Annotated in this window: 24 protein-coding genes; 7 read left to right on the forward strand and 17 right to left on the reverse strand. The window is 35.1% G+C overall.

Annotated elements, in window-relative coordinates:
- The first annotated feature begins 247 nt into the window (after positions 1 to 247).
- Complete coding sequence (locus NiCM35_RS09980; protein WP_433779361.1) at positions 248 to 2,650, forward strand: glycoside hydrolase family 2 TIM barrel-domain containing protein; 2,403 nt, start codon at positions 248 to 250, stop codon at positions 2,648 to 2,650.
- 183 nt (positions 2,651 to 2,833) lie between these two features.
- Here the strand turns inward: NiCM35_RS09980 and NiCM35_RS09985 are convergent, their stop codons facing one another.
- Positions 2,834 to 3,799 carry an iron-hydroxamate ABC transporter substrate-binding protein gene (locus NiCM35_RS09985; protein WP_095329787.1) on the reverse strand — a complete coding sequence of 322 codons (966 nt, stop codon included), beginning with the start codon at positions 3,797 to 3,799 and terminating at the stop codon, positions 2,834 to 2,836.
- A gap of 195 nt (positions 3,800 to 3,994) precedes the next feature.
- Between NiCM35_RS09985 and NiCM35_RS09990 the strand changes: the two genes are divergently transcribed.
- Together NiCM35_RS09990 and NiCM35_RS09995 are read left to right on the forward strand one after the other, a co-directional pair.
- On the forward strand, positions 3,995 to 5,032 hold the full coding sequence (locus NiCM35_RS09990) for a FecCD family ABC transporter permease (protein WP_433779363.1): 1,038 nt from the start codon (positions 3,995 to 3,997) through the stop codon (positions 5,030 to 5,032).
- A complete protein-coding gene (locus NiCM35_RS09995; RefSeq protein ID WP_095329785.1) occupies positions 5,032 to 6,048 on the forward strand; it encodes a FecCD family ABC transporter permease in 1,017 nt (338 codons plus the stop codon). Before NiCM35_RS09990 ends, NiCM35_RS09995 begins: the two co-directional genes overlap by 1 nt.
- A gap of 55 nt (positions 6,049 to 6,103) precedes the next feature.
- On the opposite strand, the gene NiCM35_RS10000 is transcribed toward NiCM35_RS09995, so the two are convergent.
- From NiCM35_RS10000 to NiCM35_RS10020, 5 genes are all read right to left on the reverse strand, one after another.
- Complete coding sequence (locus tag NiCM35_RS10000; RefSeq protein WP_095329784.1) at positions 6,104 to 6,826, reverse strand: LytR/AlgR family response regulator transcription factor; 723 nt, start codon at positions 6,824 to 6,826, stop codon at positions 6,104 to 6,106.
- A 397-nt stretch (positions 6,827 to 7,223) separates the two neighbouring features.
- The gene (locus NiCM35_RS10005; protein WP_095329783.1) at positions 7,224 to 7,940 is read right to left on the reverse strand and encodes an EAL domain-containing protein; all 717 of its coding nucleotides are present in this window, start codon (positions 7,938 to 7,940) and stop codon (positions 7,224 to 7,226) included.
- Positions 7,941 to 8,186: 246 nt separating this feature from the next.
- The gene (locus tag NiCM35_RS10010; protein ID WP_095329782.1) at positions 8,187 to 8,903 is read right to left on the reverse strand and encodes a LytR/AlgR family response regulator transcription factor; all 717 of its coding nucleotides are present in this window, start codon (positions 8,901 to 8,903) and stop codon (positions 8,187 to 8,189) included.
- A 220-nt stretch (positions 8,904 to 9,123) separates the two neighbouring features.
- Positions 9,124 to 9,690 carry a TetR/AcrR family transcriptional regulator gene (locus NiCM35_RS10015; protein WP_095329781.1) on the reverse strand — a complete coding sequence of 189 codons (567 nt, stop codon included), beginning with the start codon at positions 9,688 to 9,690 and terminating at the stop codon, positions 9,124 to 9,126.
- A gap of 2 nt (positions 9,691 to 9,692) precedes the next feature.
- Positions 9,693 to 10,391, reverse strand: a complete 699-nt coding sequence (locus NiCM35_RS10020; RefSeq protein ID WP_095329780.1) for an MBL fold metallo-hydrolase — start codon at positions 10,389 to 10,391, stop codon at positions 9,693 to 9,695.
- A gap of 649 nt (positions 10,392 to 11,040) precedes the next feature.
- On the opposite strand from NiCM35_RS10020, the gene NiCM35_RS10025 reads away from it, so the two are divergent.
- The gene (locus tag NiCM35_RS10025) at positions 11,041 to 12,072 is read left to right on the forward strand and encodes an NADH:flavin oxidoreductase/NADH oxidase (RefSeq protein WP_095329779.1); all 1,032 of its coding nucleotides are present in this window, start codon (positions 11,041 to 11,043) and stop codon (positions 12,070 to 12,072) included.
- 127 nt (positions 12,073 to 12,199) lie between these two features.
- On the opposite strand, the gene NiCM35_RS10030 is transcribed toward NiCM35_RS10025, so the two are convergent.
- The gene (locus NiCM35_RS10030) at positions 12,200 to 12,427 is read right to left on the reverse strand and encodes a YczO family protein (RefSeq protein ID WP_123258326.1); all 228 of its coding nucleotides are present in this window, start codon (positions 12,425 to 12,427) and stop codon (positions 12,200 to 12,202) included.
- A 175-nt stretch (positions 12,428 to 12,602) separates the two neighbouring features.
- On the opposite strand from NiCM35_RS10030, the gene NiCM35_RS10035 reads away from it, so the two are divergent.
- Positions 12,603 to 12,788, forward strand: coding sequence for a type Z 30S ribosomal protein S14 (locus NiCM35_RS10035; RefSeq protein WP_047944445.1), 186 nt, complete (start codon positions 12,603 to 12,605; stop codon positions 12,786 to 12,788).
- 107 nt (positions 12,789 to 12,895) lie between these two features.
- On the opposite strand, the gene NiCM35_RS10040 is transcribed toward NiCM35_RS10035, so the two are convergent.
- From NiCM35_RS10040 to NiCM35_RS10080, 9 genes are all read right to left on the reverse strand, one after another.
- Positions 12,896 to 13,507, reverse strand: coding sequence for a P-loop nucleotide/nucleoside kinase family protein (locus tag NiCM35_RS10040; protein ID WP_433779366.1), 612 nt, complete (start codon positions 13,505 to 13,507; stop codon positions 12,896 to 12,898).
- A gap of 99 nt (positions 13,508 to 13,606) precedes the next feature.
- Positions 13,607 to 14,470: a class II fructose-bisphosphate aldolase gene (locus tag NiCM35_RS10045; RefSeq protein WP_095329776.1), complete on the reverse strand. Its 864-nt coding sequence runs from the start codon at positions 14,468 to 14,470 to the stop codon at positions 13,607 to 13,609.
- A gap of 27 nt (positions 14,471 to 14,497) precedes the next feature.
- Positions 14,498 to 14,893, reverse strand: a complete 396-nt coding sequence (locus tag NiCM35_RS10050) for a tetratricopeptide repeat protein (protein WP_095329775.1) — start codon at positions 14,891 to 14,893, stop codon at positions 14,498 to 14,500.
- A 31-nt stretch (positions 14,894 to 14,924) separates the two neighbouring features.
- The gene (locus NiCM35_RS10055) at positions 14,925 to 16,214 is read right to left on the reverse strand and encodes a PTS sugar transporter subunit IIC (RefSeq protein WP_095329774.1); all 1,290 of its coding nucleotides are present in this window, start codon (positions 16,212 to 16,214) and stop codon (positions 14,925 to 14,927) included.
- Between the two features lie 25 nt (positions 16,215 to 16,239).
- Positions 16,240 to 16,548 (reverse strand): PTS sugar transporter subunit IIB, encoded by a 309-nt coding sequence (locus NiCM35_RS10060; RefSeq protein ID WP_095329773.1) that lies wholly within the window; start codon positions 16,546 to 16,548, stop codon positions 16,240 to 16,242.
- 38 nt (positions 16,549 to 16,586) lie between these two features.
- Positions 16,587 to 18,710, reverse strand: coding sequence for a BglG family transcription antiterminator (locus NiCM35_RS10065; protein WP_095329772.1), 2,124 nt, complete (start codon positions 18,708 to 18,710; stop codon positions 16,587 to 16,589).
- A 545-nt stretch (positions 18,711 to 19,255) separates the two neighbouring features.
- Positions 19,256 to 20,257, reverse strand: coding sequence for an LLM class flavin-dependent oxidoreductase (locus NiCM35_RS10070; protein ID WP_433779370.1), 1,002 nt, complete (start codon positions 20,255 to 20,257; stop codon positions 19,256 to 19,258).
- Positions 20,258 to 20,460: 203 nt separating this feature from the next.
- A complete protein-coding gene (gene rfbB, locus NiCM35_RS10075) occupies positions 20,461 to 21,408 on the reverse strand; it encodes a dTDP-glucose 4,6-dehydratase (RefSeq protein WP_249877752.1) in 948 nt (315 codons plus the stop codon).
- 296 nt (positions 21,409 to 21,704) lie between these two features.
- Positions 21,705 to 22,643: an LCP family glycopolymer transferase gene (locus tag NiCM35_RS10080; protein ID WP_172859390.1), complete on the reverse strand. Its 939-nt coding sequence runs from the start codon at positions 22,641 to 22,643 to the stop codon at positions 21,705 to 21,707.
- A gap of 459 nt (positions 22,644 to 23,102) precedes the next feature.
- Between NiCM35_RS10080 and NiCM35_RS10085 the strand changes: the two genes are divergently transcribed.
- Positions 23,103 to 23,867 (forward strand): CAP domain-containing protein, encoded by a 765-nt coding sequence (locus tag NiCM35_RS10085; protein WP_095329769.1) that lies wholly within the window; start codon positions 23,103 to 23,105, stop codon positions 23,865 to 23,867.
- Positions 23,868 to 24,088: 221 nt separating this feature from the next.
- On the opposite strand, the gene NiCM35_RS10090 is transcribed toward NiCM35_RS10085, so the two are convergent.
- The gene (locus NiCM35_RS10090; protein WP_303984969.1) at positions 24,089 to 24,484 is read right to left on the reverse strand and encodes a hypothetical protein; all 396 of its coding nucleotides are present in this window, start codon (positions 24,482 to 24,484) and stop codon (positions 24,089 to 24,091) included.
- Between the two features lie 14 nt (positions 24,485 to 24,498).
- Between NiCM35_RS10090 and NiCM35_RS10095 the strand changes: the two genes are divergently transcribed.
- On the forward strand, positions 24,499 to 25,011 hold the full coding sequence (locus NiCM35_RS10095; RefSeq protein ID WP_433779373.1) for an MFS transporter: 513 nt from the start codon (positions 24,499 to 24,501) through the stop codon (positions 25,009 to 25,011).
- Positions 25,012 to 25,107 lie beyond the last annotated feature (96 nt).

A 25,107-nucleotide genomic window follows, 5' to 3' on the forward strand; every position in this document is an offset into this window, starting at 1 on the left:
TGATCCTGTGCCACACCTATATAGTATTTACTAAGACAATTCTTCCTGCTCTTTGCAGAAAGGTAAAAAAACCATAGCAATCCTGTAACACGAGAATCGCATGAGAAATCATACTCTTCCTATCATTATGGGGGAAGAGTCAAAAAGAAAACACTTACTCACTTGAAAACTAGTGGTCTATTAGAAAATAGTTTAAGAAAAAGTATCAATATACAAATTATATTTTTCGAAAGAGAGTGTTCATAATATGAGAAACTATAAAATTTCTAACTGGTTATTCTTTCAAGGCGATGATTCTAATGCTTGGCAAAAAGATTATGAGGATAAATCTTGGCAACCCGTAACCGTCCCACATGACTGGAGCATTACCATGCCATTTAGTAAAAATAATTCTAGTGGTACTGGTTATTTACCTGGAGGAATTGGCTGGTACAGATGTCATATCCCATTAACAGACTTTACCAATATCGATAATAGTGTTGTTCAATTGACCTTTGATGGTGTTTATAAGAATGCTCAAGTGTGGATTAATGGATACAATCATGGCATTCGACCATCTGGATACTCGTCCTTTACCTTTGATTTAACAGAAATTCTTCCGTATACACCAGATAATGAATTAGTCATTGCAGTAAGAGTTGACCATTCAGATATTGCTGATTCTCGTTGGTATAACGGATCTGGGATTACTAGAAATGTTTGGCTGGAAATACATGATTACATTTATATCCCAAAATACGGAACTACATTCTCTACACTAGAGACCAAAACAGATGTCTCCAACATTCGTATTCAGCATTTAATCACAAATACATATCCTGCTGCTAGTGATGTAAGAGTTGTGAACGAATTAGTTTCTATCGATGGGGAACAAACCTATTGTTTTGAAAAGAAAATAAAACTAAATCCACAGGAAACGTCGAATATTACATTTAATGAAAAACTAGATAATCCCAAATTATGGACAACTGATGAACCAAATCTATATATGCTCCATACTCATCTATATTATGAAGCAGACGACAACAAAGTCCATTCAGCCTATACTAATCACGTAGGAATTAGAACTTCTCAATTTGATGTTAATAAAGGATACTTCCTTAATAACCAAAATATGAAATTAAAAGGTGTGTGCCTTCATGAGGATGCTGGCTGCTTTGGGACTGCTGTGCCTGTAAGTGTATGGGTAAGAAGGCTTTCTAAGTTAAAAGAAATGGGATGTAACGCAATTCGCATGGCTCACAACCCACATGCTCCTGAACTGTATACCCTATGTGATATTCTAGGTTTTCTAGTGATTGATGAAGCCTTTGATGAATGGGAAAACCCCAAAAACAAATGGTGGCAAGGGCATAATGTTTATCCACCTAAAATCGAAGGCTATGCTCATCATTTTCCAAATTGGCACCAAGATGATTTAAAAAATATGATCATCAGAAATAGAAATCATCCTTCCATCATTGCATGGAGTATTGGCAACGAAATTGATTATCCTAATGACCCCTATGCAAATCCTTTATTTGAAGAAATGACAGGTAATAATGATGCGAACAAACCAGCTCAAGAAAGAATTTATAATCCAAATAGGCCAGATACTACTAGACTCACAACAATCGCCAATAGATTAATTAAAACGGTTAAGTCGATTGATGATACAAGACCTGTAACTTTAGCTGCGGCTTTTCCAGAATTGTCCAGCCAAACTGGCTTATTAACTGAAGTCGATTTAATAGGATACAATTATAAAGAGCATCTTTATGAGGAACATCATAAAATGTTCCCAAACCAGCCAATCATAGGCAGCGAAAATGGACATGGATATTCACAATGGAAGATTGTTCGAGATACTTCTTATATATCAGGACAGTTCTTATGGACTGGTATCGATTATCTTGGAGAAGCTCATGGATGGCCCATACACGGATCCGCAGCAGGAGTATTAGATTTAGCCGGAAATGAGAAAACACTTTATTTTCTTCGGAAAAGCTGGTGGACAGAGGAACCTATGATTTATTTAGTTACTCGTCCATTAGAAACTAATACGAATAATCATTCTCAGATAAAGGAACTATCGAAAAAGTGGGATTACTGTATAGGTGAAAAAGTAGAGGTCATCTGTTTTTCCAATTGCGAGCAAGTTGAAGTAGAGCTAAATGGAAATAGGATACCATTAAAGTTTGATGAAGACTTTGGTTATTTTGTTACATATGTAGCTGCAACAGAGTCTCCTATCAAAGCTTTGGGATACATAGGAGATAAAGTAGTCGCGGAGGAATTAGCCCCTGTTTTATCCCCAGCACAATTAAAATTAGATATATGGGAAATACCAGAAATATATAAGAATGTCTTACAATCAGTGTTTCCTAATATAACTCAGGACGTCATCCAAATAGAGTGCTCCCTTCTAGATAGAAGTGGAAAGTTATCAGATTATAGTCAGAAAGTAGCCGTTTCTGTGCAAAATGGAAGACTCTTAGGAATAGAAAACGGAAAATTAGATGACGTAACCGATTACACCGAGCCTTTTAGAACATCAAATCATGGTAAATTAGTTATCTATGTCCAAAAAAATGGGGATAGTGAAACTCAAGTAAAAGTGGAAACAGATGGAATCAGAAATACTTTATTCACTTTAAAAACAATTAATTAGCGATTAATATATTGCTGAAGCTCTAGTGCAACATATATACTGGATTTCCGCTTGCAGATACTCTAGAGGATAAATTATTCGTTTTTTAAACATTTTTCATAAAAATAAAAGGCCAAGTAAAAGTATTTCCACTTCTACTTGGCTTTTTTATGGAGAAAGTCCTCCGAAGAACGTTCCCTCTGCTTATTTCACTAGACTTTCTACTACGTCGTCAATGATTTGTGTATTGGCGATTGGACCCGAGTATAGCCAGCTTGTGTCTGGACCGTATTCATAAATGTTTCCTTTTTTCACGGCTGGAATATTAGACCATAAGGAATCTTTTAGCACTTCTGCTCCTTCGCCATCACTGTTGATTAAGAAAAGATGATCGGCATCCAATTGAGCTAGTTTTTCTAATGAAATAGCTGACCAGTTTCCTGTTGCGGTAGCGGATATTTCTTTTACTACTTCTGGAACCTTCAAGCCTAAATCGCCATATAGAACCGCTCCGCTTGATACATTTTCTCCCACAATAAATAATTTATTCGATACAAGCCAGATTGCTGCTGCTGATTCATCCTTAATAGATGCTTGAATCTTCCCTTTTGCATCTTCTGCCTTTTGGTCATAGTCTGCTAATACTTTTTCTGCCTCGTCCTTTTTGCCAATTACTTCTCCAATTGTTTGAAGTCTCTTGCGCCAGTCGTTATTATTTTCCTTTGAAACAACATAGGTAGGAGCAAGTTTCGCGTATTGATCATATTTAGCTCCCTCTACTTGTGCGCCCGATGACATTAATACTAAATCAGGAGCAAAGCTGGACACTGCCTCATAAGGCAATGAAGAGTCAATAGTTGGAACATCTTTTAACGAGTCTTGCAGATAAGCTTGAACTCCTTTTCCTTCTCTAATGGACCATTGAGCAACTGGCGTTACCCCTAATGATACTAAATCATCTTCTAAGTAAGAACCGATAATTCTTTTTGGCTCTGCCGGAACTTTCACTTCATTTCCGATAGCATCTGTTAATGTTCGTTCCTTTGTTTCTTGGGAAGCACCATTTTCTTTATTGTTATTTTCTTTACTATTATTTCCACATGCCGCAAGAACAGTGAAAACTAGTAGTAAACAAATAAATAATACCGATTTCATTTTCCGGTTATTCATTACGTATCCTCCTAATAGGTTATGTTATATTTAAATTATAAATGATAACGATTATCACTTTCAATAATAATATCGATTTTCAATTAATTTTATAGTAAAATTAATTGAAATGTTTCCGATATCCATTATTATTTAACCATTTACATACTATTATTTACTATTTTTCTCTCTATTTTATTAGAAAGTGGGTTCCTCATGAGTAAAAGTAACTCTATTGAAAATGATCAAGCTGCCATATTTAGACCAAAAGCTGCCACTTTGGTTCTCATAATTGGTCTTATAATGCTTTTCTTTTCTATTTGCATGTCCATCATTTTAGGAGTAGCCGATATTAACCTATCAACAGTTATACAAGGACTATTTCATTTCGATAATACGTCCACTGCTCATCAAATTGTTTATCGTTTACGCCTGCCAAGAGCACTTGCTGCAACCTTTATCGGAGCAAACCTTGCTGTATCTGGTGCCATTATGCAAGGGATGACGAGAAATGCACTCGCTTCCCCTTCTATAATGGGGGTAACATCTGGAGCTATGTTTGCTGTATCGATTGCCTTTGCTTTTCTGTCTGCTGTTTCCAATATGACTATTATGCTCTTTGCATTCATTGGCGCAGGATTAGGGGCAGCTTTAGTCTTCTTGATTGGCGCACTCTCCAAAAGAGGATTAACACCTATGAAATTAGCACTCGCTGGTACTGCTATTAGTGCCTTTCTTGGTTCCATTTCCACTGGAATTGCCCTTCGCTTTGATGTAGCAAAAGATATTAGCTTTTGGTATGCAGGAGGAGTAGCTGGAGTACAATGGATTAATGTAAAATTACTTATCCCTGTAGCTATACTAGGACTAATTCTCGCTTTTTTCATTAGTAAATCTATTACCATTTTAAGTTTAGGTGAGGATATTGCTGCTGGTTTAGGCCAAAAGGTTGGTCTAGTGAAATTATTAGGGACGATTGTCGTTTTGCTTTTAACTGGTGCTGCTGTGGCAGTCGGGGGAACTATTGGGTTTGTAGGACTCGTTGTTCCCCATATTGTTCGTTTTATTGTAGGATCGGATTATCGATTAATTATTCCTTGTTCGGCAGTTGTTGGTGCTCTTTTGTTAGTGCTGTCAGATATCGTTGCCCGTTTGATTCACCCTCCTTTTGAAACACCATTAGGAGCGATAACAGCGGTAATTGGCGTTCCTTTCTTTCTATATTTAGCACGTCGAGAAGGGAGGGGTCTGTAATGTCTTCTTTAAAATTAGCGAACAAAAAAATATATATTGTTAGCACCACCTTACTTACTGCTCTCGTTTTAGTCTTTATTCTAAGTCTAAATATGGGAACCATAAAAATTAGTCCGATGGAAATGATAGAAGCTTTTACCGGTAAAGGCACTGTTCAAAACTTTAATATTCTATATAACTTTCGATTACCTCGTTCTGTAATTGCCGTTTTAATAGGAATGGGTATGGCGATTGCTGGAGCAATTTTACAAGGGGTTTCGCGAAATAGTCTAGCAGATCCAGGTATTATAGGCATCAATTCTGGAGCTGGATTTGCCGTTATCCTTTATATCTTCTTTATTCAAGGAAGTGCCTTTCAAGCAGGTCCATTATCAGTTTATATCATGCCATTTTTTGCACTTGCCGGAGCTCTAATGGCTGCTGCACTCATCTACATCATTGCATGGAAGGATGGGGTTACGCCTGTTCGCCTAGTATTGGTCGGTATCGGCATTAACGCTGCTTTCGGTGCTTTAATCATCATTTTTCAATTGATGATGGACCCCCGGGATTTTACTCAAGCAACAATTTGGCTTTCCGGAAGTATTTGGAGCGCAAGTTGGAGTTATGTTCTTGCCCTTTTACCGTGGATTCTTATTCTTGTTCCAATTGCAATTAGTAAATTCCAATCCATTAATTTACTACAGCTAGGTGATAATCTGGCAAAGGGTCTTGGTGTTTCGATTGAAAGAGAGCGAGGATTACTTTTGCTGCTTGCTGTCGGACTTTCAGGAGCATGTGTATCAGTTGGCGGAGGAATCTCTTTTTTAGGGCTTCTTGCACCACATTTAGCAAGAATGCTAGTTGGTCCAAAACACCAACGACTCCTGCCGATAGCGGCCCTAATAGGAGCACTTCTCCTGTTAACATCTGATATCATCGCCAAAAGTCTCATGGTTGGCTCAGAAATACCAGTTGGGCTCGTTCTATCCTGTTTAGGTGCTCCATATTTTATCTATCTTCTAATTAAAGAATAAGGAAGCAGAGCCACGGTTCCTGCTTCCCTTTTTATGGTAAAAGAATATCCCCCTCTTATTGAATCAGCAAGGAATGGACTTCTCGTATTTTTAATTTTGATATGTTTGCACGCTTATCTGTTCCAGAGAAATAGGCTAAATAGGATTCTCCGAATAATTCAATGCGAACAATTTTCTTTAAATTAACAAGAAAGGAACGATGGGTACGATAAAAATACCACGGCAATCTGTCTACGAAGGAGAGAAAGGTTTCTGACGTTTCATATGACTTCTTGATTGTATGTACCATTGTTTTTCGTGCGATTATTTCTATATACAAAATTTCTTCTATTGGGATATAAACAAATCGATTACTTAATTTAATTAAGATCCGCTTTCCCTTCCCTGTATGAATCTGTCTTCTACTTTTAGAATAAGAATCCTTTATTTTATATAAAAGGGATAGGAAGGATGATTCCATAATAGGCTTCTGCAAATAACCAACAGCTGAATAATTAAATGCTTCAATTGCCATTCTCTTATCCTTGCCTACTAAAATAAGCTGGAAATCGGGGAGATAATCTTTATAGGCACTATTAAAAATAGTGGAATGGATAGATGGTAAGTCATAATCAACAATTATAATATTAGGCTTCGCTCGATAAATTAATTCTAATAATTCTTCTCCAGTCTTTGCTTCTCCTATTATTTTAAAACTAGAATGGATAGCAATCAAATGATGGATAGATGAATTAATAGGCGAATCGATACAAGCTACCGCTATCGTTAGCGTTTCCATTCTTTCTCCTTTCTATATAAGACAACTACCTCCTGATGTTCCATCTCATTAACTCCCTATTCACTGATGAAACTATCGGAATCACCTATGCAGCACGAAGAATCAAAAAAGTATCGCATCCCCTGTATTTTTCCCTGTAATAGATACTCATCCAACAGCCCTTATTTAAATGCCTCATATAACCTTATGTAAATATAACTTTATTTTATTCATAATTTCAATGTCATTCTATGATTCTCCGACTTTTTATGATTCCTTTATATAAAAAAGCTGCCATAAGATGTTTGATCACATGTAAGTAGTTGAGATCTAAACACAATGATACGGCAGCGTGCTTTTTCTATAAAAAACATTTATGTTAGTCCTTGTTTTTAATAAATAATCCATTAAAAACTAATTATACCAACATCTCCGGCTTTCCTAATAGAAACCCCTGGCCAAAAGGAACCTTCAATGCTTTAGTCATCGCTAAATCTGTTTCCTCTTCTATTCCTTCCAAGATGACCTTCATCTTCTCATCCGCAAAATCCAATAATAAGTGCACCAGTTTTTGTTTTTCAGCAGAAAAAGCCAAATTGTTGGAAAAATAGCGATCTAGTTTAAGATAGCTAGGAGCAATCTCTAAGATTTTCTCAAAATTTGCTATTCCTTTCCCAAAATCATCTAAAGCAATTTGAAACTGATTGTCTTTTAGAAAGGCAATTTTCTCCTTAAAAAGAGGGGAATTCCATAGCTCTTCTTCTAATACCGTTTCATTTAATTCAAAGATAATCTTCCCATTCATGGCTGGGAATTTTTCAAGTAAAGATAGAATTAATGATTCAAATGATTCATGTATGATAGTCGATGGAAATATATTGATAAATAGTGGCTTCTTTCTTCTTGATGAAAGTATCTGGTAGTGTTCGATCGTATCGTTAATAAGAAAGGTATCTAATTCAGATAAATAATTCTCTTTTCTCGCATCAGCGAAGAAAGCTTCTAACGAGATGTCTGGCTCTTGGGATATACGTAGCAATGATTCATATCCAATGATTTTCCATTCTTTTATATTCCAAATTGGCTGATATACATGATAAAACTTTTTGCTTTTTAATCTTGTTATTATATCCACTTAGGGTATCCTCCAAAATAAACGAAAAGTCCTGATTTTTCAAATTTATCTAATCATACAAGTAAATTTACCGATTCTGTCAGTATTTGTCTATTGAACTTAACGCCATTTAGACATAATTTTAGTCATTTCTGTATGAAAAAGATACATTTTAAACAGAACTTTAGTCATTTTAGAGTAGCTACATAAAATTCCATGTTTCGACATATTTAATTTTATTTAAAAGATATAAAAGTACTAGCTAGCTTATAAAAACAAAGATACTCTTTCCTTTACCTCATTAATTTTCAACTTTGATATTTTCGCTTGTCTGTTTACTCCATCAAAATAAGCAATATACGTTTCCTTATAGGGACTAATTTCTGTCACCTTTTCTAGATTGATAATATAGGAACGATGCGACAAAAAAAATGTATCATCTAATTGCGGTAATAATTCTCCGATATTCTCCCGAGTCTCCACTATTTCTGCGTCCGTATATATAACACATTTCTTGCCTATTTTTTCAATAAAATATATTTCTTCCTTTTTAATATAATACACGCCTTTATTATATTTAACTGGTAAATTGTTGAAAGAATATCTTTCTCTCTTGCTCGCTATTACTCGTTTTGCTTTTTCAATAGCTTTAGATAAACGAAAACTTCTGAATGGCTTGACCAAAAAATCAATAGCATCTAATTCCAAGGCTGCTAATGCATGCTTCTCATCTTCTGCTAAAAAAATAAAATGAATTTGGTCCCCTAGTTGATAACATTGCTTCATGACTTCCAGTCCGTTCATAGATGGTAAATCGACTTCTGTTATTATCAAATCAGGCTTCCACTTCTTATATTGATAAACTAAATCATTGCCGTTATCACACATGACAATAATTTTTATATCCTTATGATCCTTTAAATAATAACGAATACGAGCAATCACTCGTTTATCTTTATCGGCAATCATTACCCTAATTAACATAGTAACTCCTTTCTCTATGTTTCTATTAAATACAACAGGATAGAGTTATTTTCTTAAAACTTCTTCTCAAAAATCAATGTTTTTATCATTGCAAATAGTTAAGCAACTGAACTATTTTAACATGTTCCTTTTCTTTAAACCAAACAAAAGTCTTTAGTGAATCCTCCTACTTTTGCCATAAAAAAAGGGCGACTATAATAGTGACCCTTTCCACTTGCACTTATGAATGCTTTTCCAATCCTTCAATAAAAGTAGAAACCAAATAATGAAAGCTTTTATCTACCTCTATCGGCATGCCAAATCCTTGTTGATTTTCAATAGAGGCAAATCCATGAAGAATGCTCCTTAGCCCACGAATGGCATGAATGGTCTCTTCTTCGTTTAAGTCATATGGCTTTAATACTTCTATTAATAATTGAATGATTTGATTTGCAGCTGTTTGAATTTCCTCTCCTTTCTTCGATGCTGACTCGATAGTTAACATGTAGAGCCCTGGCTGCTCTCTAGCATAGGTTAAGTAGGCAAAACTTAGATTATGAATAGTCTCTGCTTTTTCCCCTTCCATTATTGCTTTCTTTAGTAACTGATATAAACTTTCCAAAGCTCGCAATGTTAACAGATTCATAATATCGGGAAGCCCCTTGATATGATTATAAAGGGATGGAGATTTAACCCGAAGCCGCTTAGCTAAATTAGCTATCGTTACTTCCTTTAATCCTTCCGTATTGGCAATTTCGATTGCCGTGACAATAATATCATTATGTGTTATTCCTGCTCTTGGCGTCATATTTATCCTCTTTCCTTTTGGAGTAATGATTCTATCAAAGGCTGTGGATTTTCGAGTAGATCTCCATGCCCAGTAGCTAAAAGACTAACATTTAGAGACATCACTTTCTTCGCACTTTCAATGGCTTTCTCTTTATTCCAGGTTGCCATTGCTGGAAAAGGAAAGAAAGACCGAAATTGACCACTTATAGCAAAGCCTCCTCTTGTATGAAAAGCATCTCCTGTAATCAAACTAGTATCTCGTTTATCGAGAAAACCAAAGCTCCCTGGTGTATGTCCTGGTAAAGAAATACTTATTAGTGAACCAATTTGATCCCCCTCTTTTATTAGCACATCTGGATTTGTCTTGATATTTTTAGGTAAACCGCCTTTTAAAACAAAGGGTTCCTCTTGCTTGTCAATAGTATGATCCCCGCCTAATATGCGAGCATCCCGTACAGATATATAGACTTTCACATCTGGTAATCTTTCTTTTAGAGCATCTAATGATCCAATATGATCTCCATGAGCATGAGTAAGAATAATCTTCGTAATCGGTTTATTCAGTTTTTCAGCAAATGCGAGAATTTTTTTATAACTAAAAGGCAAAGCTGTATCAATTAATGTTAATTCTTCCCCTTCCTCGACGAGATAGCAGTTCACTGGAAAAATTCTTGGCAAAAAAGTCAATTGATATAAATAATTATGGTGGATAATTCTCAATAGTCAAACCTCCTGATTAGAAAACTAATGGTATTAGTTTTATTTTAACTAATACCATTAGTTTTAGCAAGTCATTGTTTTCAAACAAAAAAATACTCTTCATCATACGAGAGTATTCTAAAAAAACAGCTTATGATTTGTTATCCTTTTAAATCTCTCTTTTTTTGCCGCAACGTACACACTTATTGGAGTAATAGCTAAATTTATGGCGTCTTTTAAAAAAACAGATAATGGAACCTAGTCTCACTTTATCATCTCCATCCCCCAATAAATAACTCAAGTATTCAATTATCTTATTCTGTGATGTTACGACTTTGAAAGATTTAAGCCGCTTCTATATATTGTATTCATTATATAACAACATATTAATAAGATAAAAGGTAACACTGTAAATTTACTGTATATTTTTAATATTTCAATAGTGATTTGTACAGCAACTCTTCTCTTTACTTATTTTATTTATATCATGCATAAAATATGTAAGATTTCATCTATTAAAAAAAATATTTTTCTAACAATCAATAGGATTTATTTTCAGCATCTTGTATATAATAAATCATTGGTGAAAGCATAATATTTGAATTAAAAAGTGTCTGGTGGTAAGTTTTTTAGATAAACATATATTTTTTTTATGAAAGAAGGCAAGAATATGAAGGATCTATTTTCTCCTTTTTCTTATAAAGGATTAGAATTAAAAAACCGAGTGGTAATGCCTCCAATGTGTCAATATTCAGTGGAGAAGAAAGATGGAATTGCAACGGATTGGCATTATGTTCATTATGTAAGCCGTGCGATTGGCGGTGCTGGATTAATCATTATTGAAATGACTGATGTAGAACCAGATGGCCGTATTACAGATAACGATTTAGGTTTATGGTCTGATGAGCAAATTGCACCATTGAAACGTATTGTCGATGCTTGTCATCAATATGGCGCAAAAGTGGGTATACAAATTGCACATGCTGGTAGAAAAGCAGAAGATGCTCCACAACCAGTATCAGCTTCTGCTATTCCATTTGATGATAAATCAAAAACTCCAAGAGAATTAACAACAGAAGAAGTAAAAGAAATGGTAGAAAAATTCCGCCAAACAGCTGCCCGTGCAATAAAAGCTGGTTTTGATACTATCGAGATTCATGGTGCACATGGATACTTAATTCATCAATTCCAATCTGCCTATACAAATAAACGTACAGATGAATATGGTCAAGATTTAACGAAGTTTGGTGTAGAAGTCATTAAAGCAGTGAAAGCAGAAATGCCGACTGACATGCCACTAATCATGCGAGTTTCTGGTAAAGAGTATGTAGAAGGCGGATACGATATTGAAGACAGTGTTGCTTTTTCTAAAAAATACGAAGAAGCTGGAGTAGACATTTTCCATGTCAGCGCAGGTGGAGAAGGCCCAATTGCAGCTGCTGGAAGACCTGGGACTCATGTTGCCTACCAAGTTCCTCTAGCTCGTGCATTTAAACAAGAACTAAATGTGCCTGTTATTGCTGTTGGAAGACTAGATTCAGCAGAATTAGCAAACTCTGTTATTGGTAATGAAGATGCAGACCTTGTTGCGGTAGGAAGAGGAATGCTTCGCAACCCATATTGGACAATCGAAGCAGCGACACAATTACGTAAAGAAACAGAAATGCCAAAACAATATGCTGTTGCCTTTCCAAAAAGATAAAAATTCCCAAAGTGCCTGAGAAATGATCTCGGGTGCTTTTTTGTGGGGAGTCGGAGGGAAGGTTCTTCTGTTTCCATTTAGACTTGCTATTAAATAAGGATTCTATAGAACCATCCCTCCGTTTTCTTTACATACCTGTTTTATACTTTTTTTCACTTGAAGATGTATTTTTGGTGTCATGTTTTGCCTTTTCTTCTCTTTGTTCTTCTTTTAAATCTTCCATTGGAATGGGATCAACTGTCTGCTCTATCTCAAACTTATCAAATAAACTTTCATTTTCTGTAGGATACTGTTCTGGATTATCCATATTCAGCTGCGTCTTATTCGAGGTAGATTTCCCTTTATTCTCAGCCATCAGCGTCACCTCCCTATTTATATTATTTATACCCGAGTTTCATAGAAAGTACTCCGAGGTTCTTCTGTTTCCCATGGTAATAATGGGGAACGCAACCTTCTCTCTGTCTGCCATTAATCTCCTATTTATTTAAAATAATTATTAGTTTATAATTATTTTAAAAGGAGGCTGAATAATGGCTAAACAAGCACTTATCAATAAACAAAAACGTACTGCTAAATATAAAGTACAAGAATATACGCGATGCGAACAATGCGGAAGACCTCATTCTGTATACCGCAAATTTAAATTATGCCGGATTTGCTTAAGAGAATTAGCCTACAAAGGCCAAATTCCTGGACTAAAAAAAGCAAGCTGGTAATATAGAGGAGAATCATGGGGATAGTTTTCTAATTCCCTTTCGTGGTTCTCTTCAAAAAGAGAGACAGTAAAACGTTCTCGTCGCTTCCCCCAATGATATATATGCTCCTATTCTAAACTTAGGTACGTTTCAACATTATCTATTAAATCCGTATAATTCACATTAGGATAATCGGTCACATCCACTTCAAAAAGTCTCCCTAAATTGAATGTGTTATAACCTCTTGTTTTACATCTTTCTATGAACTCTTCATAAGTTAGTAAGTTATCTGCTTTTTCTCTATTAGTTAAATAATCTCCCTTCTTATAAGAATTAACTATATGACTTAAGTGTCTAGTTGGATCTAAGTCTCGTTTTTGCTGACGCATATATAATATATCCAAATCTGCGATTAACCTAATGGTAATTACTTTATAGTTATAATTTCCGCTTAATTTTTCTAGATAAGTTTTTTGTTTATTGCTAAAAGGATAATCTGAAATAATACCGTTATCTCTTTTCATTTGCTTTTCCATTATTTCATAGTATTTTTCCCATGCTATTCTTTCAATTTGCTGCTTCTCTTTTATATTACGAAAGCCGTACCTATCGAAATAGTCCTCTTTTATATCGTCTGGTGAAATCCTGACTAAACCGCCAAGCTTCTTTTTAATAATATTACTTAGAAAGGTCTTCCCAGTTCCTGGATAACCCGCTAATAAAATTAAGACCCCATTCATTTCTAATCACCTCTTCCACTATTCATACAAGAAAAAAGAGTACTTTTTTAAATACTTGTACTCTCTTCTCGCAATAAGGAGCAATATTTTGGGTAATTATTAGACGTTATTTATAGCCCCTTCCTTATTCATGAAAATTTCTATTTTATGTTTTACAATTTCCTTTACAGCTTCATTACATGGAATAATATTGTGTCGCAGAGATTTATTTTCTTTTGTTTCATCAAAATATTTTTTTGCTGTTTTTGTCCAAGTCACCAGTAATTCTGTACCTACATTAAACTTCCGAATACCATTATTTATTAATTCGTGAATATCGTTTTCCTTTACACCTGTTCCTCCATGAATAACTAAAGGTACATCTACTAATCTGTTGATTTCTTTCAATAGCGGTATATTTACATCTGTTTTTGATTTGTATTGTCCATGATTGGTGCCAATGGCAATTGCCAATGCATCTACTCCTGTTGCTTTTACGAATTTCAAAGCATCCTGCGGATCTGTATAAATTTTGTCACTCTCCTCCACATGAATTCCTTCTTCAGTTCCCCCGATAGTTCCTAACTCTCCTTCTACAGATACACCATGCTGGTGAGCATATTCCACTACTACACTTGTCTTCATAATATTTTCCTTAAAGGGCAAGTGAGAACCATCAAACATAACAGATGTAAACCCTTTATCTATCGCTTCTTTAATGTCATTGAAATCACGTGCATGATCCAAATGGAGAACTACATCTACCATCTCCTTAGTAGCCATAGACTTACAAACCGCTACTATGTTTTCATGCCCGATATATTTAGCCGTATCTATACTTGTTTGGATAATGATAGGTGCGCCCATTTCTTTTGCCGCCCGTATCATTTCTGGCAGCATCTCTAAATTATGTGCATTAAAGGCACCTACTGTATAATTTAGTGCCTCGGCTTTACGAGTAACTTCTTTTAATGTTGTATACATATTGTGATTTTCCTCCCTAAATAAGTATCACTTAACACCACGGGTAACATCTTTTGAAATTTGCATCAGCAGATCTATTTTATTCAAAAAAGTCTGTAAATTATCGACATCATTACTTTTCGCTGCTTCTGCTCTTTTCTTGTTATATAGCTTTAATAATGTTTTAAAGCTTTCTCCAATTGTTTTTTTCAGCTGAAGACTTTTTTCTAGTGAAGCTATTGCATTCTCTTCATCACCAAGCTCGTAATAGGCTAAACCTATTTCTTCAAAGACCCTTGCCTGATTCTCAATATTCAACGACTGTACTTCTATTGATTTTCTCGATATAAAACCTAATAATTCTTCTTTCTGATCCTCCGTAAGCTTCTTTTTCGATATGGTATTCTCGTTTTTATTTATCTCTGATTTTCTTTTAAACCACATAAGCATTCCCTCCAAATCCAGTTAATTCCTCTTAGAAGGCCTTCATTAATGGACCAATCAGCCATGCATATAATAAAGCAACTGTTACAGTATCTACATCTGTTGCTGTTGCATTGACAAATCCCATAGAGTTAAAAATGGTTACTAATAGTGCCGGTAATAAGGTGATAAAAAATCCGTGGAATATCCCTCCTATAATGGCACCTCGTCTTCCACCTGTTAGATTTCCAAAAATTCCTGCTGTCCCCCCTGCAAAGAAGGCGGTTAATATCCCTGGTAAAATCATCGCTAAACCAAAGACAGGAAGAACAAACATCGCAATGATTGATCCAATGACAGTCGTAATAAAACCAACAATTACCGCATTAGGACTGTAAGGAAAAAGAACTGGACAATCAAGCGCAGGCTTTGCATTTGGAACAACACGCATAGCTATCCCTCTGAACGCCGGGACAATCTCCCCTAATAACAAGCGCACTCCTGATAATAGTACATAAACTCCTACTACAAATTGGATGGATTGCAAGAATGCATACATGATATAATTCGTGCTTCCAGAAAAAGTAGAAGCAAATTCCTCACCGGCAAAAATAGCTGTAATAATGAATAGAGGAACCATCACTGTCATTAAGGAAAGATACGTATCTTGCAAAAATTCTAATTGAGAAGGCAGCTTTATATCTTCCACTGATTTTTTCTTTTCGCCTTTTTCCCCGAATACTTTTGCTACCCCAGCTTCAAAAACATAACCAATTGTACAAAAATGCCCTAATGCAATCTCATCCATACCCGTAATTTTTCGTACAAATGGCTGAGCAATTGCCGGCATAGCGACCGCAAAGATTCCTCCAATTAAACCGCCTACCAGTATTAATGCTAATCCGCGTAAGCCAGCAAAATATCCAAAAACAGTGGTCATAGTAGCCATCCATAATATCGCTTGACCTGTAAGGAATATATATTTCCATCTAGTGAATCGAGCTATTAGAATATTAAAAACAAATATAGCTAAAAAGGTAAGTGCAATATCGCGACCTAACCCCAATTCATTCATAGCCTGACCATTAATAGCCTCTATGGAGGGAATAATCCCTTGCATATGAAAGCCTTCTGTAAAAATCTCTCCGAAATACAGTAAACTTCCTACAATAATACTGGAGCCAGCTGATAAAACCATAAATCCTAACAATGTCTTTAAAGAGCCCGATATAATTTGTCCAGTCGATTTTTTTTGTAAAATAAGTCCAAGCATCGCAATTAAAGCGACCGTAATAGATGCTTGCGTTAAGATATTTTGGATGATAAAGTTTATGACGCTCATTTTTATCCCTCTCTCTACCTATTTATTAAGATAGCACACCTTTTTCTCGTAAAATCGGTGTTAGTTTTTCTTCAATTTCTTGTTTTGAAACAATATTTTTCAAATAGATGATGTGAGTTTTGGCAGGATCAATAGTGAACTTTTCGAATTGAGTCTGGAAGTTTTGTGCCGTAATAATAATGTCTGGTTTTGCTGCCGCGCTTGAGGAAATGTCACTGTGATCTAATTTTGCATTTACTTTTAGTTTATTTAACACATCCTCCGCTGCCATCTGACACGCAAAGCTGCTTCCTAACCCAGCACCACAGACAAATAAAATATTTAACTTTTTCAATTAGCATTCTCCTTTAACTTTTTAATAGTTTGATAGCATTAGCAAAGTCCATTTTTATTGCATGAATTCTTTTCAAACAACTCTTGCTTAAAAATAGCTAGATTATCTGCATGGATTAATCTTTCTACCTTTTGTTTATCATTTATCAAATCAACCAAGCTCTTCATTATGTTTAGATGAGAGTAAGAATCTACAGCTGCTAAGCAAAAAATAATTTTCACAGGATCATTTTCTTCATTTCCAAACATAATTGGTTCTTTCAATGTCATCACACTAATTCCTAATTCATTCACACCGTCTTCTGGTCTAGCATGCGCAAGCGCCAAGTTCTTCCCTATCACAATATAAGGACCGTATTCTTCAACAGAATGAATCATAGCCTCAATATATCTAGCTTCGATAACTTGCTCCTTTACTAAAGGGAGAGAGACTCGCTCAATCACCTCCTTCCAATCTTCACATTCTTGATGGAGTATAATATTCTTATCCCTGAGGATATCTTGTAACATTGGCTGAATCTCCCTTGTATTAAATTTCAAGCGGTGTTGTTTAAAGGTATCTACTAGGTTCAGATAGCTCTCCGCTGTTATCTTTGCACCGCACGCTTCCATTAAGGTTAGTATGTCCTGCAGCATCTTGGTTGCATCTCTTTCATTAGACACTAATCTTCTTTTTTCTTTATTTTGTTCTAAGAAAGCATCAATCTCTTTTTTATCACTTTCTCTTAATATAGGATTAAGCAAAAGGGAGGGTTTCTTAGAATATTCAATCGGAATGGTTGAGAAAATAATGTCTACATCTAACTTGTCGATAAAAGACAGTTCATAGGAACTCAAAACAGTGACTATCTCTATATTGAATTGCTCCTTTAAATTTGCCGCCAACAGCCTTCCTGTAGAAATACCGTGATTACAGACAACTACCGCTTGATAAATATACTGCTCCTCTTGCTTCATCCGACTTGTCGATGTAGAAAAATAAATAGTCAAAAAGCCTATTTCATCCTCTGATAATGGTTTCTTTATATAACTTTCTATATGATTACTAAATCCTGCTACAGCTTGATAAATCCAACTATAGGATTCCTTAATTGTCTCTTTTAATGGATTGAATACCTTTATGTCATTCCTTGCTCTACTGAGTAAGCCTGTAATATGTTTATACAATCCCTCATATAAATCTTCTTCTTCCAAAGAGAAAGGGATAAGTGTTACTTTCTCCACATGAGTGATTAGTTGAATTGTCAATAACTGTGCTGTAACCCAATCAAGTGAATTACTCATATCTTTCGAATCAAAAGATTCAATCGTAAAGGCAATATATTTCATTTCTGATAGGGAGGGATATAGCTTAAAGCGCTCACAAATATGATCGATAAAATCTCTTATTTGCCCTTCCGTTAATTCTCTTTTTCCTTTTACCGTATCACTAATGGTATTGCCATCATGTATCCGTCTGATCCAAATGGCTAAAAATAAGATAACTTGATTATGATATAAAGGATTAACATCTGGGTTCAACTGCTTCAATTGCTGGTTATACAATTGTGCAATAATCTTTATCCGTTCTCTTTCCAAATAGTTTAATACTAGCCTAGTCTCAAAATTAATTTCCTTCGGCATTCTGCTCGATAGCGTTATATAATCGAAATCTGTCCGATTATTAATGACATCAAAAAGCATCGACCGAATAGACCTTTCATCCCCTTGTAAAACAACTCCTTGCTTCGAAAGACTTACGACTTGAATACCATACTTTTTTAAATACTGACGAATCTTACGCATATCTTCATCCACTGTACTTTTAGATACTTGTAAGCGTCCTTCCATTTCATATAAGAGAGTGGTCTTACTAGTATCAGCAATATCTAAAAGTAATACTAAGAAACGCTCATCAGGATGGTAATATTCTTTCGTTCCTTCCGCATTCATTCGCTCCAATAAGGTTTGTGCATCTCTATGTGCCAGAGTAAGCTGCATTCCCTTCCCTCTTTTTGTGGTAACCAGTGAATAATTGTTGCTTTGGAGAAACTCATTAATTATCATTAATTCATTTCGCAAGGTTCGTTGGCTAATATGGTATTCATTACTTAAATCTTCTAAAGTTAAATACGTATTTGCCGTTAGAAGTCTTTTCAATACTTGTTTTGTGCGTTCCTTCATGAAAAGTAACCCCTTTCATAATTTGATTATAATTAACTGTTTATAAGAAGTTTAGTATATGTTTTTGCAACTTTAACTGGCAAAAATGTAAGCGGTTAAATAATTATTCATATGCATAGTTATTGCATCTTTATCTCATTATCAAAAAAATATGAAATATGATAAATTACATAATTGTAGGCGTAGAAAGTGTCCAGAAAAATCGAACTGGATCATAAATAGAAAGTTCAAATGTTAGTTATTTAAAAAAAGGGAGAACCATCCCTCCGCTTCCTCAAAACCCAAATAATCCCACTTTTCCCTATTACTTTACCGTTTAATCTGCTTCAAATCGTCTATATATAAGAAAAAGGGAGGCGTTATAGATGGTTAAAAATGAAGATTTAAAAAACAAAACAGTGGATCGTGATTTTAAAATAACAGAGGAACAAAAAGAGAAACAGCAAGAAAAGAAAAAAGAGGATAAAGAGAAATAATAATCATAAAAAAGGGTACTTGCTTCAGGAGCTAGTACCCTTTTTATGATTTAATTTATTGCTGAACCTTTATTTTCCCTCTACTACTTCTCTCAATATTTCATAAGATCGTTTCTGTTTTTCAGGGTCATAAATATAAGAAACTGCCATAATTTCATCGACATTAAAGCGTTCCTGAAAAGCTGTAAGCTGGTTGCGAACGGAATCTTTGCTTCCTAAAAGAGTCACGCTAGACATGGATTTGACCATTTCTTCTTCCTGTGGATTCCAAAGACCATCTAAACTATCCACTGGTGGCTGAAGCGGCATTTGTGTTCCGCGCACAACATTTAGGAAAAATTGATGAGTAGACGTCTGTAAAACAGCTGCCTCTTCATCTGTTTCGGCGGCAATCAGATTTAAACAAACCACCATATATGGCTTATCCAAATACTTCGAAGGTTTGAAACGCTCACGATAAATCTTGATTGCATCTGCCATATATCTCGGTGCAAAATGAGAAGCAAACACATAAGGCAGTCCTAGACTTGCCGCTAAGTAAGCTGAATCTGTAGAAGAACCAAGAATATATATCGGTACATTTGTACCAACACCTGGATGTGCTTTTACATAGCCTTGATCCTCTTCAGGTCCAAAGTACGTTAGAAGAGCATTAACATCCTCTGGGAAGGTATAGACGGAATCCTTTTGCGAACGTCTTAATGCACTCGCAGTCAGCATATCAGTTCCAGGTGCTCTACCAAGTCCTAAATCTACTCGATTTGGATAAATCGTTGCCATCGTTCCAAACTGTTCGGCAACAACTAATGGAGAATGGTTTGGAAGCATCACGCCGCCAGATCCTACGATAATGCTGTCTGTGTGTTCAAGCGTATGCTTAATAAGAATTGCAGTTGCCGAACTAACAAGTGTAGATGTATTATGATGCTCTGCAATCCAATAACGTTTATAGCCCATTTTCTCTGTTGCTTGAGCTAAATCCACCATTGATTCAATAGCTTCTTTAGAAGTTTGTCCCTCTCGAATCGGGGCAAGGTTTAATACGGATATAGGTATATTTAAATTTGCCATTTTGCAAGATCCTTTCTTATTTAAGTCATTCTTAATCATATCAATTGCCTTACAGGAAAAAAAATTATTTGCTTGCGGAGCACCACAGGAATAGAAAAGGAAGGATAAATAGCCATATAACTCATGAAAATATTGTTCCCTATTCAGTCACAAACATCCTTATGATCCACTCTAAAAGAAGCAGAAGATACTCCCCTCTGCTTCTATTTATACCATTGGATAGTTTGGGCTATACCGGTTTGAAATGTAAAAGTTGGCTGCCAGCCTAAAGCTGTTATTTTTGTTGGATCGATGGCATATCGTTTGTCGTGGCCGAGGCGGTCCGGGACGAATTCGATTAGATCTTCTGACTTACCTAGTATGTTTATAATGGTTCTTACTACTTCTAAGTTTGTTCGTTCATTATGTCCACCAATGTTATAGACTTCTCCATTTTCGCCTTTATGGAGCACTAAATCGATGGCTGCACAGTGATCAAATACATGTAGCCAGTCACGAATATTCTTCCCGTCTCCATATATAGGAATCTTTTGATCGTTTAAAACACGAGAAATCGTCAAGGGGATTAATTTCTCAGGAAATTGATAGGGTCCGTAATTATTCGAACAACGGGTAATATTAATTGGCAAACCATATGTTTGATGAAAGGCACGAACAAGCATATCTGAAGATGCTTTACTTGCACTATAGGGACTATTGGGTTGAAGTGGGCTATCTTCCGTAAAGAAAGAAGTGAAATCGAAGTCTAATTCTCCATATACTTCATCGGTTGAAACATGTAGAAACTTTGTTACGCCAATTGTTTTTGCCGCATCTAATAATACTTGCGTGCCAAGAACATTTGTCCTTACAAAAATTTCTGGATTTGTAATGGAGCGATCAACATGGCTTTCTGCTGCAAAATGTGTTACGTAGTCGAACCTCTCTTTTTCAAAAAGAGCAAGGATGGTATCTCTATCTACAATATCTGCCTTAATAAAATGATAATTCTTCTTTCCTTCTATTGTTTTATGCTTTATTAAATCGCCTGCATATGTTAGTAAATCCAAATTATAAATTTCATAATCCGGATATTTATTCACCATATATTGAACAAAATTTCCTCCAATAAACCCTGCCCCACCTGTTACTAAGACCTTCTTTCTCGCCATTTCACTTACCTCCTTCTCTTTTATATATAAAGCATTTATCTCTCTTTACTATTGGAATACAGTATGTCTATATTTATTATAATGAAAATTTCCCTGCCAATATAGACAAACAAAAAAACACTGCTTTCTTCAGATTTTTGTTCATCCATATAAGAAAGAGCGGTTGGGTTATAAAAAGAAATTCCTATACTTGTAATTTGCAATTCATTGCATCCTTTTAGCAAAGACAGAGACAGGAGAATTGTCCCCCTAAAAAAGGTACTAGCTATTTTCAGCTAGTACCTTTTTATCCTTCTTTATTGTAAATTCTCACTCAACATATCATGCACTTTCGTTTTTTCTTCTTCTGGAACATTTAAATAATAGGTTTGTCCGGGAGGAGTGCCTTGCCCTTTTACTTCATATTGCTCTACAGATTTTCGCACATCACGGTAATTTTTCTGTATGGTCATCATTTGATCAAACGTAATGTTTGTTTTTACATTTGCTCCAAGGGCATCTAGTATTTCATCAAAATGAGCTACTGTTGATATTCCTGTGGCCTTGTCAATAATAGCCGTAATGACTTCCCTTTGTCTATCATTTCGACCAAAATCACCATTTGGATCTAAATGACGCATTCTAACAAATCCCAATGTTTGTGGACCATCTAATGTTAAAGTTCCTTTTTTATAATGATAGCCTTTTTTATAATATCCTTCATCAATCCAATCCAAGTCATTTTGAACTGTAATTCCCCCAATGGCATCAACTAAATCACTTAGCGCTTCCATATTTACTTGGATATAATAATCCATTTTAACACCTGTAAAATTTTCTACTGTATCTTTAGCCATTTTCACCCCGCCATAAGCATAGGCAGAATTGATTTTTGTTACTCTCCCATCTCCAATAATTTCTGTTTTTGTATCACGAGGAATACTTACCATCTGCATTTTATCTTTATTTGGATTCAAAGTCATGACGATGAGAGTATCCGATCTTCCTACATCACCTTTTCTTTCATCCACACCCATAAGCAAAATAGAAATGGGTTTTGTATTATCAAGCTTTTCTTCTCTTGCTTTTTTTTCTAAATTCGAATCACCCTCAAGAGGATTATACATTTTGTTTGCTGTCTCTTCTACGCTATGATATAGATAAAATACATAAGACCCTAATCCAATAACAAGTATTCCAATAATTACTCCTAAAGTAATCCATATCTTTTTCTTTTTGCTTTTCCTTGTTCTCATTCTCGCTCTCACTTTCCTTGTTAAATTTTCGCTCATCCATTTTATTATAAAAAAATGAGAAAATGATGAAAATAAGGATGATTCTCCTAAATTTTCTAACAAGAAAGCAGGAGAACCGTCCCACCCTATCCTTAATAGACTCATTTTGCTTCTTCGCAATACTAGGACCAATAAAGTAGGCTGCAATCCTTTTATAGTTGTAGCGGAAATGGATTGGTTTATTTCCCTATAAAATCCTACATAGGAAATGATCTCTGTTGAATTAACTAAAAAAATGCTAAATCGTATCGCTTTAACTTCCATCCTTAGTATGTATTCAAAAAGACCATTCTACTGTGAACAGAACCAACCAATTCATGGTAATTGTCACTCTGTATCCCTCTAATTCCCATATGTAATTTTATTTAAAGGTGAAAAAATAAAAGGGTAAAAACTTTATATACAAAAGGAGAAAATATAATGAAGATTAAAAATACGTTTTCTGTCCTTGCATGCATGAGTTTTCTTATGCTAGCAGGATGTAATAATAATGACCATGAAGCTTCAGATATGAATATGGATCGTTATAATGACTCTACAATTTCTAGCTTAAAAACAAATGTAAATAGTAAGAAATATCCGCATACACAACCTGTAAAAATACAAAATGCTAAATACGAATTTCGAACAATTGTCGGAACGTATGATTCAAATAATCCAAATGCAACAAATAAACAACAAGTGCAAAAAGCCACTCCACAACAGCAACAGCCACAGGCTACTGAGCAGCAACAAGCAAATCAAGGCGCACAACCAGGTGCACAATCTGCTCCGCAAACAACACCTAATAATACAGCAAAAAAAGAACCAAGTAACTTTGTGTCGGAAGTTATCGACTTAACAAACGCTGAAAGAAAAAAACAAGGACTTCCTGCTTTACAAGCGTATCCGGAATTAAACAACGTAGCAGATATGAAAGCAAAAGATATGAATGACAAGGGATATTTCTCCCATACAAGTCCTACTTATGGATCGCCATTTGACATGATGAGAGACTTTGGAATTACGTACGAGTCAGCCGGTGAAAACATTGCACAAGGACAACGTTCACCGGAAGAAGTAGTCAACGCTTGGATGAATAGTGAAGGTCACCGTGCCAATATCCTAAATGATAAGTACACACATATCGGTGTTGGTTTTGATGAAGGCGGTTATGAATGGGTACAAATGTTTGTTAAAAAGTAAGGAAAGCAAATGATAAAACATTATCATTTCTAGGAAAGCAAAAAAGACACAATTAGCAAGGCTAGTTGCGTCTTTTTTGTTATAAATTATACTTTCTGATTAAATAGGTTGGTGTGCAACTCGAAAAAATGAATTTAATGTTGAATAGAACGAGATCGATTATTCTTCTATTTATAAATGAGTTATTATTGTTTAAAAAAAATTAATTGTTATAGATTTTTTTATTCTGTTTCCTCGATGTAACTCATTATTAAATAGCTAAGATTAACCTTCTCTTCATTGTTCTTATGCGCATCAATATACTTTAGAAATACCTGTCTTATTTCCTCGTTAAGGTTATTCCATTCAGTTTTCGGAATCGCTACTTCTGTAATTAAATTGGCTACTCCTTTTCTATCTTTTGATGGATCTTCAACGGTTTGTTTTAATGCATCTATAGCTCGATTTATATAGGAATATAGGTTGTTAAGCATATCAGGGTTATTGTGTAAATCTTCAGGAGATAAGTTTATCACTTTTCTCGTCCATTCTGCTGCCTTGTAATACTTTTGAATAATATTCCCGAGTTTTTCCTCTTTTACTACTTCTACTAACCCAAGTTCTTCTAGCTTTTTCATATGATAATACAGCCTTGATTGTTTTTCTTTCATTCTATTTATCGATTCGACCAGAAATTAATTATCCGTTATTAGTTACAAAGTTCGGTGCTAATTTAATGGGGCTTATTCTTATAATTTTTGCTCTACCAATTCTTTTTCACCTATCTTCTATTTTTCTACTTATTTATTATTTCATCCTAATGCTACTCTTAGGTGTTATTCAAATTTTTGTAAATACACCAATCAATGTAATGTTGCAAACAGAAGTGGAAGAAGAATATAAAGGGAGAGTTTTTTCCATAATTCGAACCGGAGCGCAATCTTTAGTTCCTATTGGTGCAATTCTTTTTGGCTTTCTTTTTGATTGGCTACCCGCATATTGGGTATTTGGAATTTCTGGTTTATTCCTCATCCTTACAAGCCTATATTTCGCCAGACCAACTATCGTGCGACAAGTGTATCCAGATTATGTAGGTAGAAGAAAGCAGGAGAACAGCACTACTGTGAACAATTCGAAATTATTTTATGTAAAAAAACGCGACTAGTAGGACAATAAAAATGTTTGTTTGGTTGGACGACAGTTTTATTTCGGAAAAACGTCCCCGTCCTGTTGATTACTGGAGTGGCAATAACTGGTCTTG

Origin of the sequence: Niallia sp. M35 (genome assembly GCF_050971705.1) — a bacterium.
GTDB lineage: Bacteria > Bacillota > Bacilli > Bacillales > Cytobacillaceae > Niallia > Niallia circulans_A.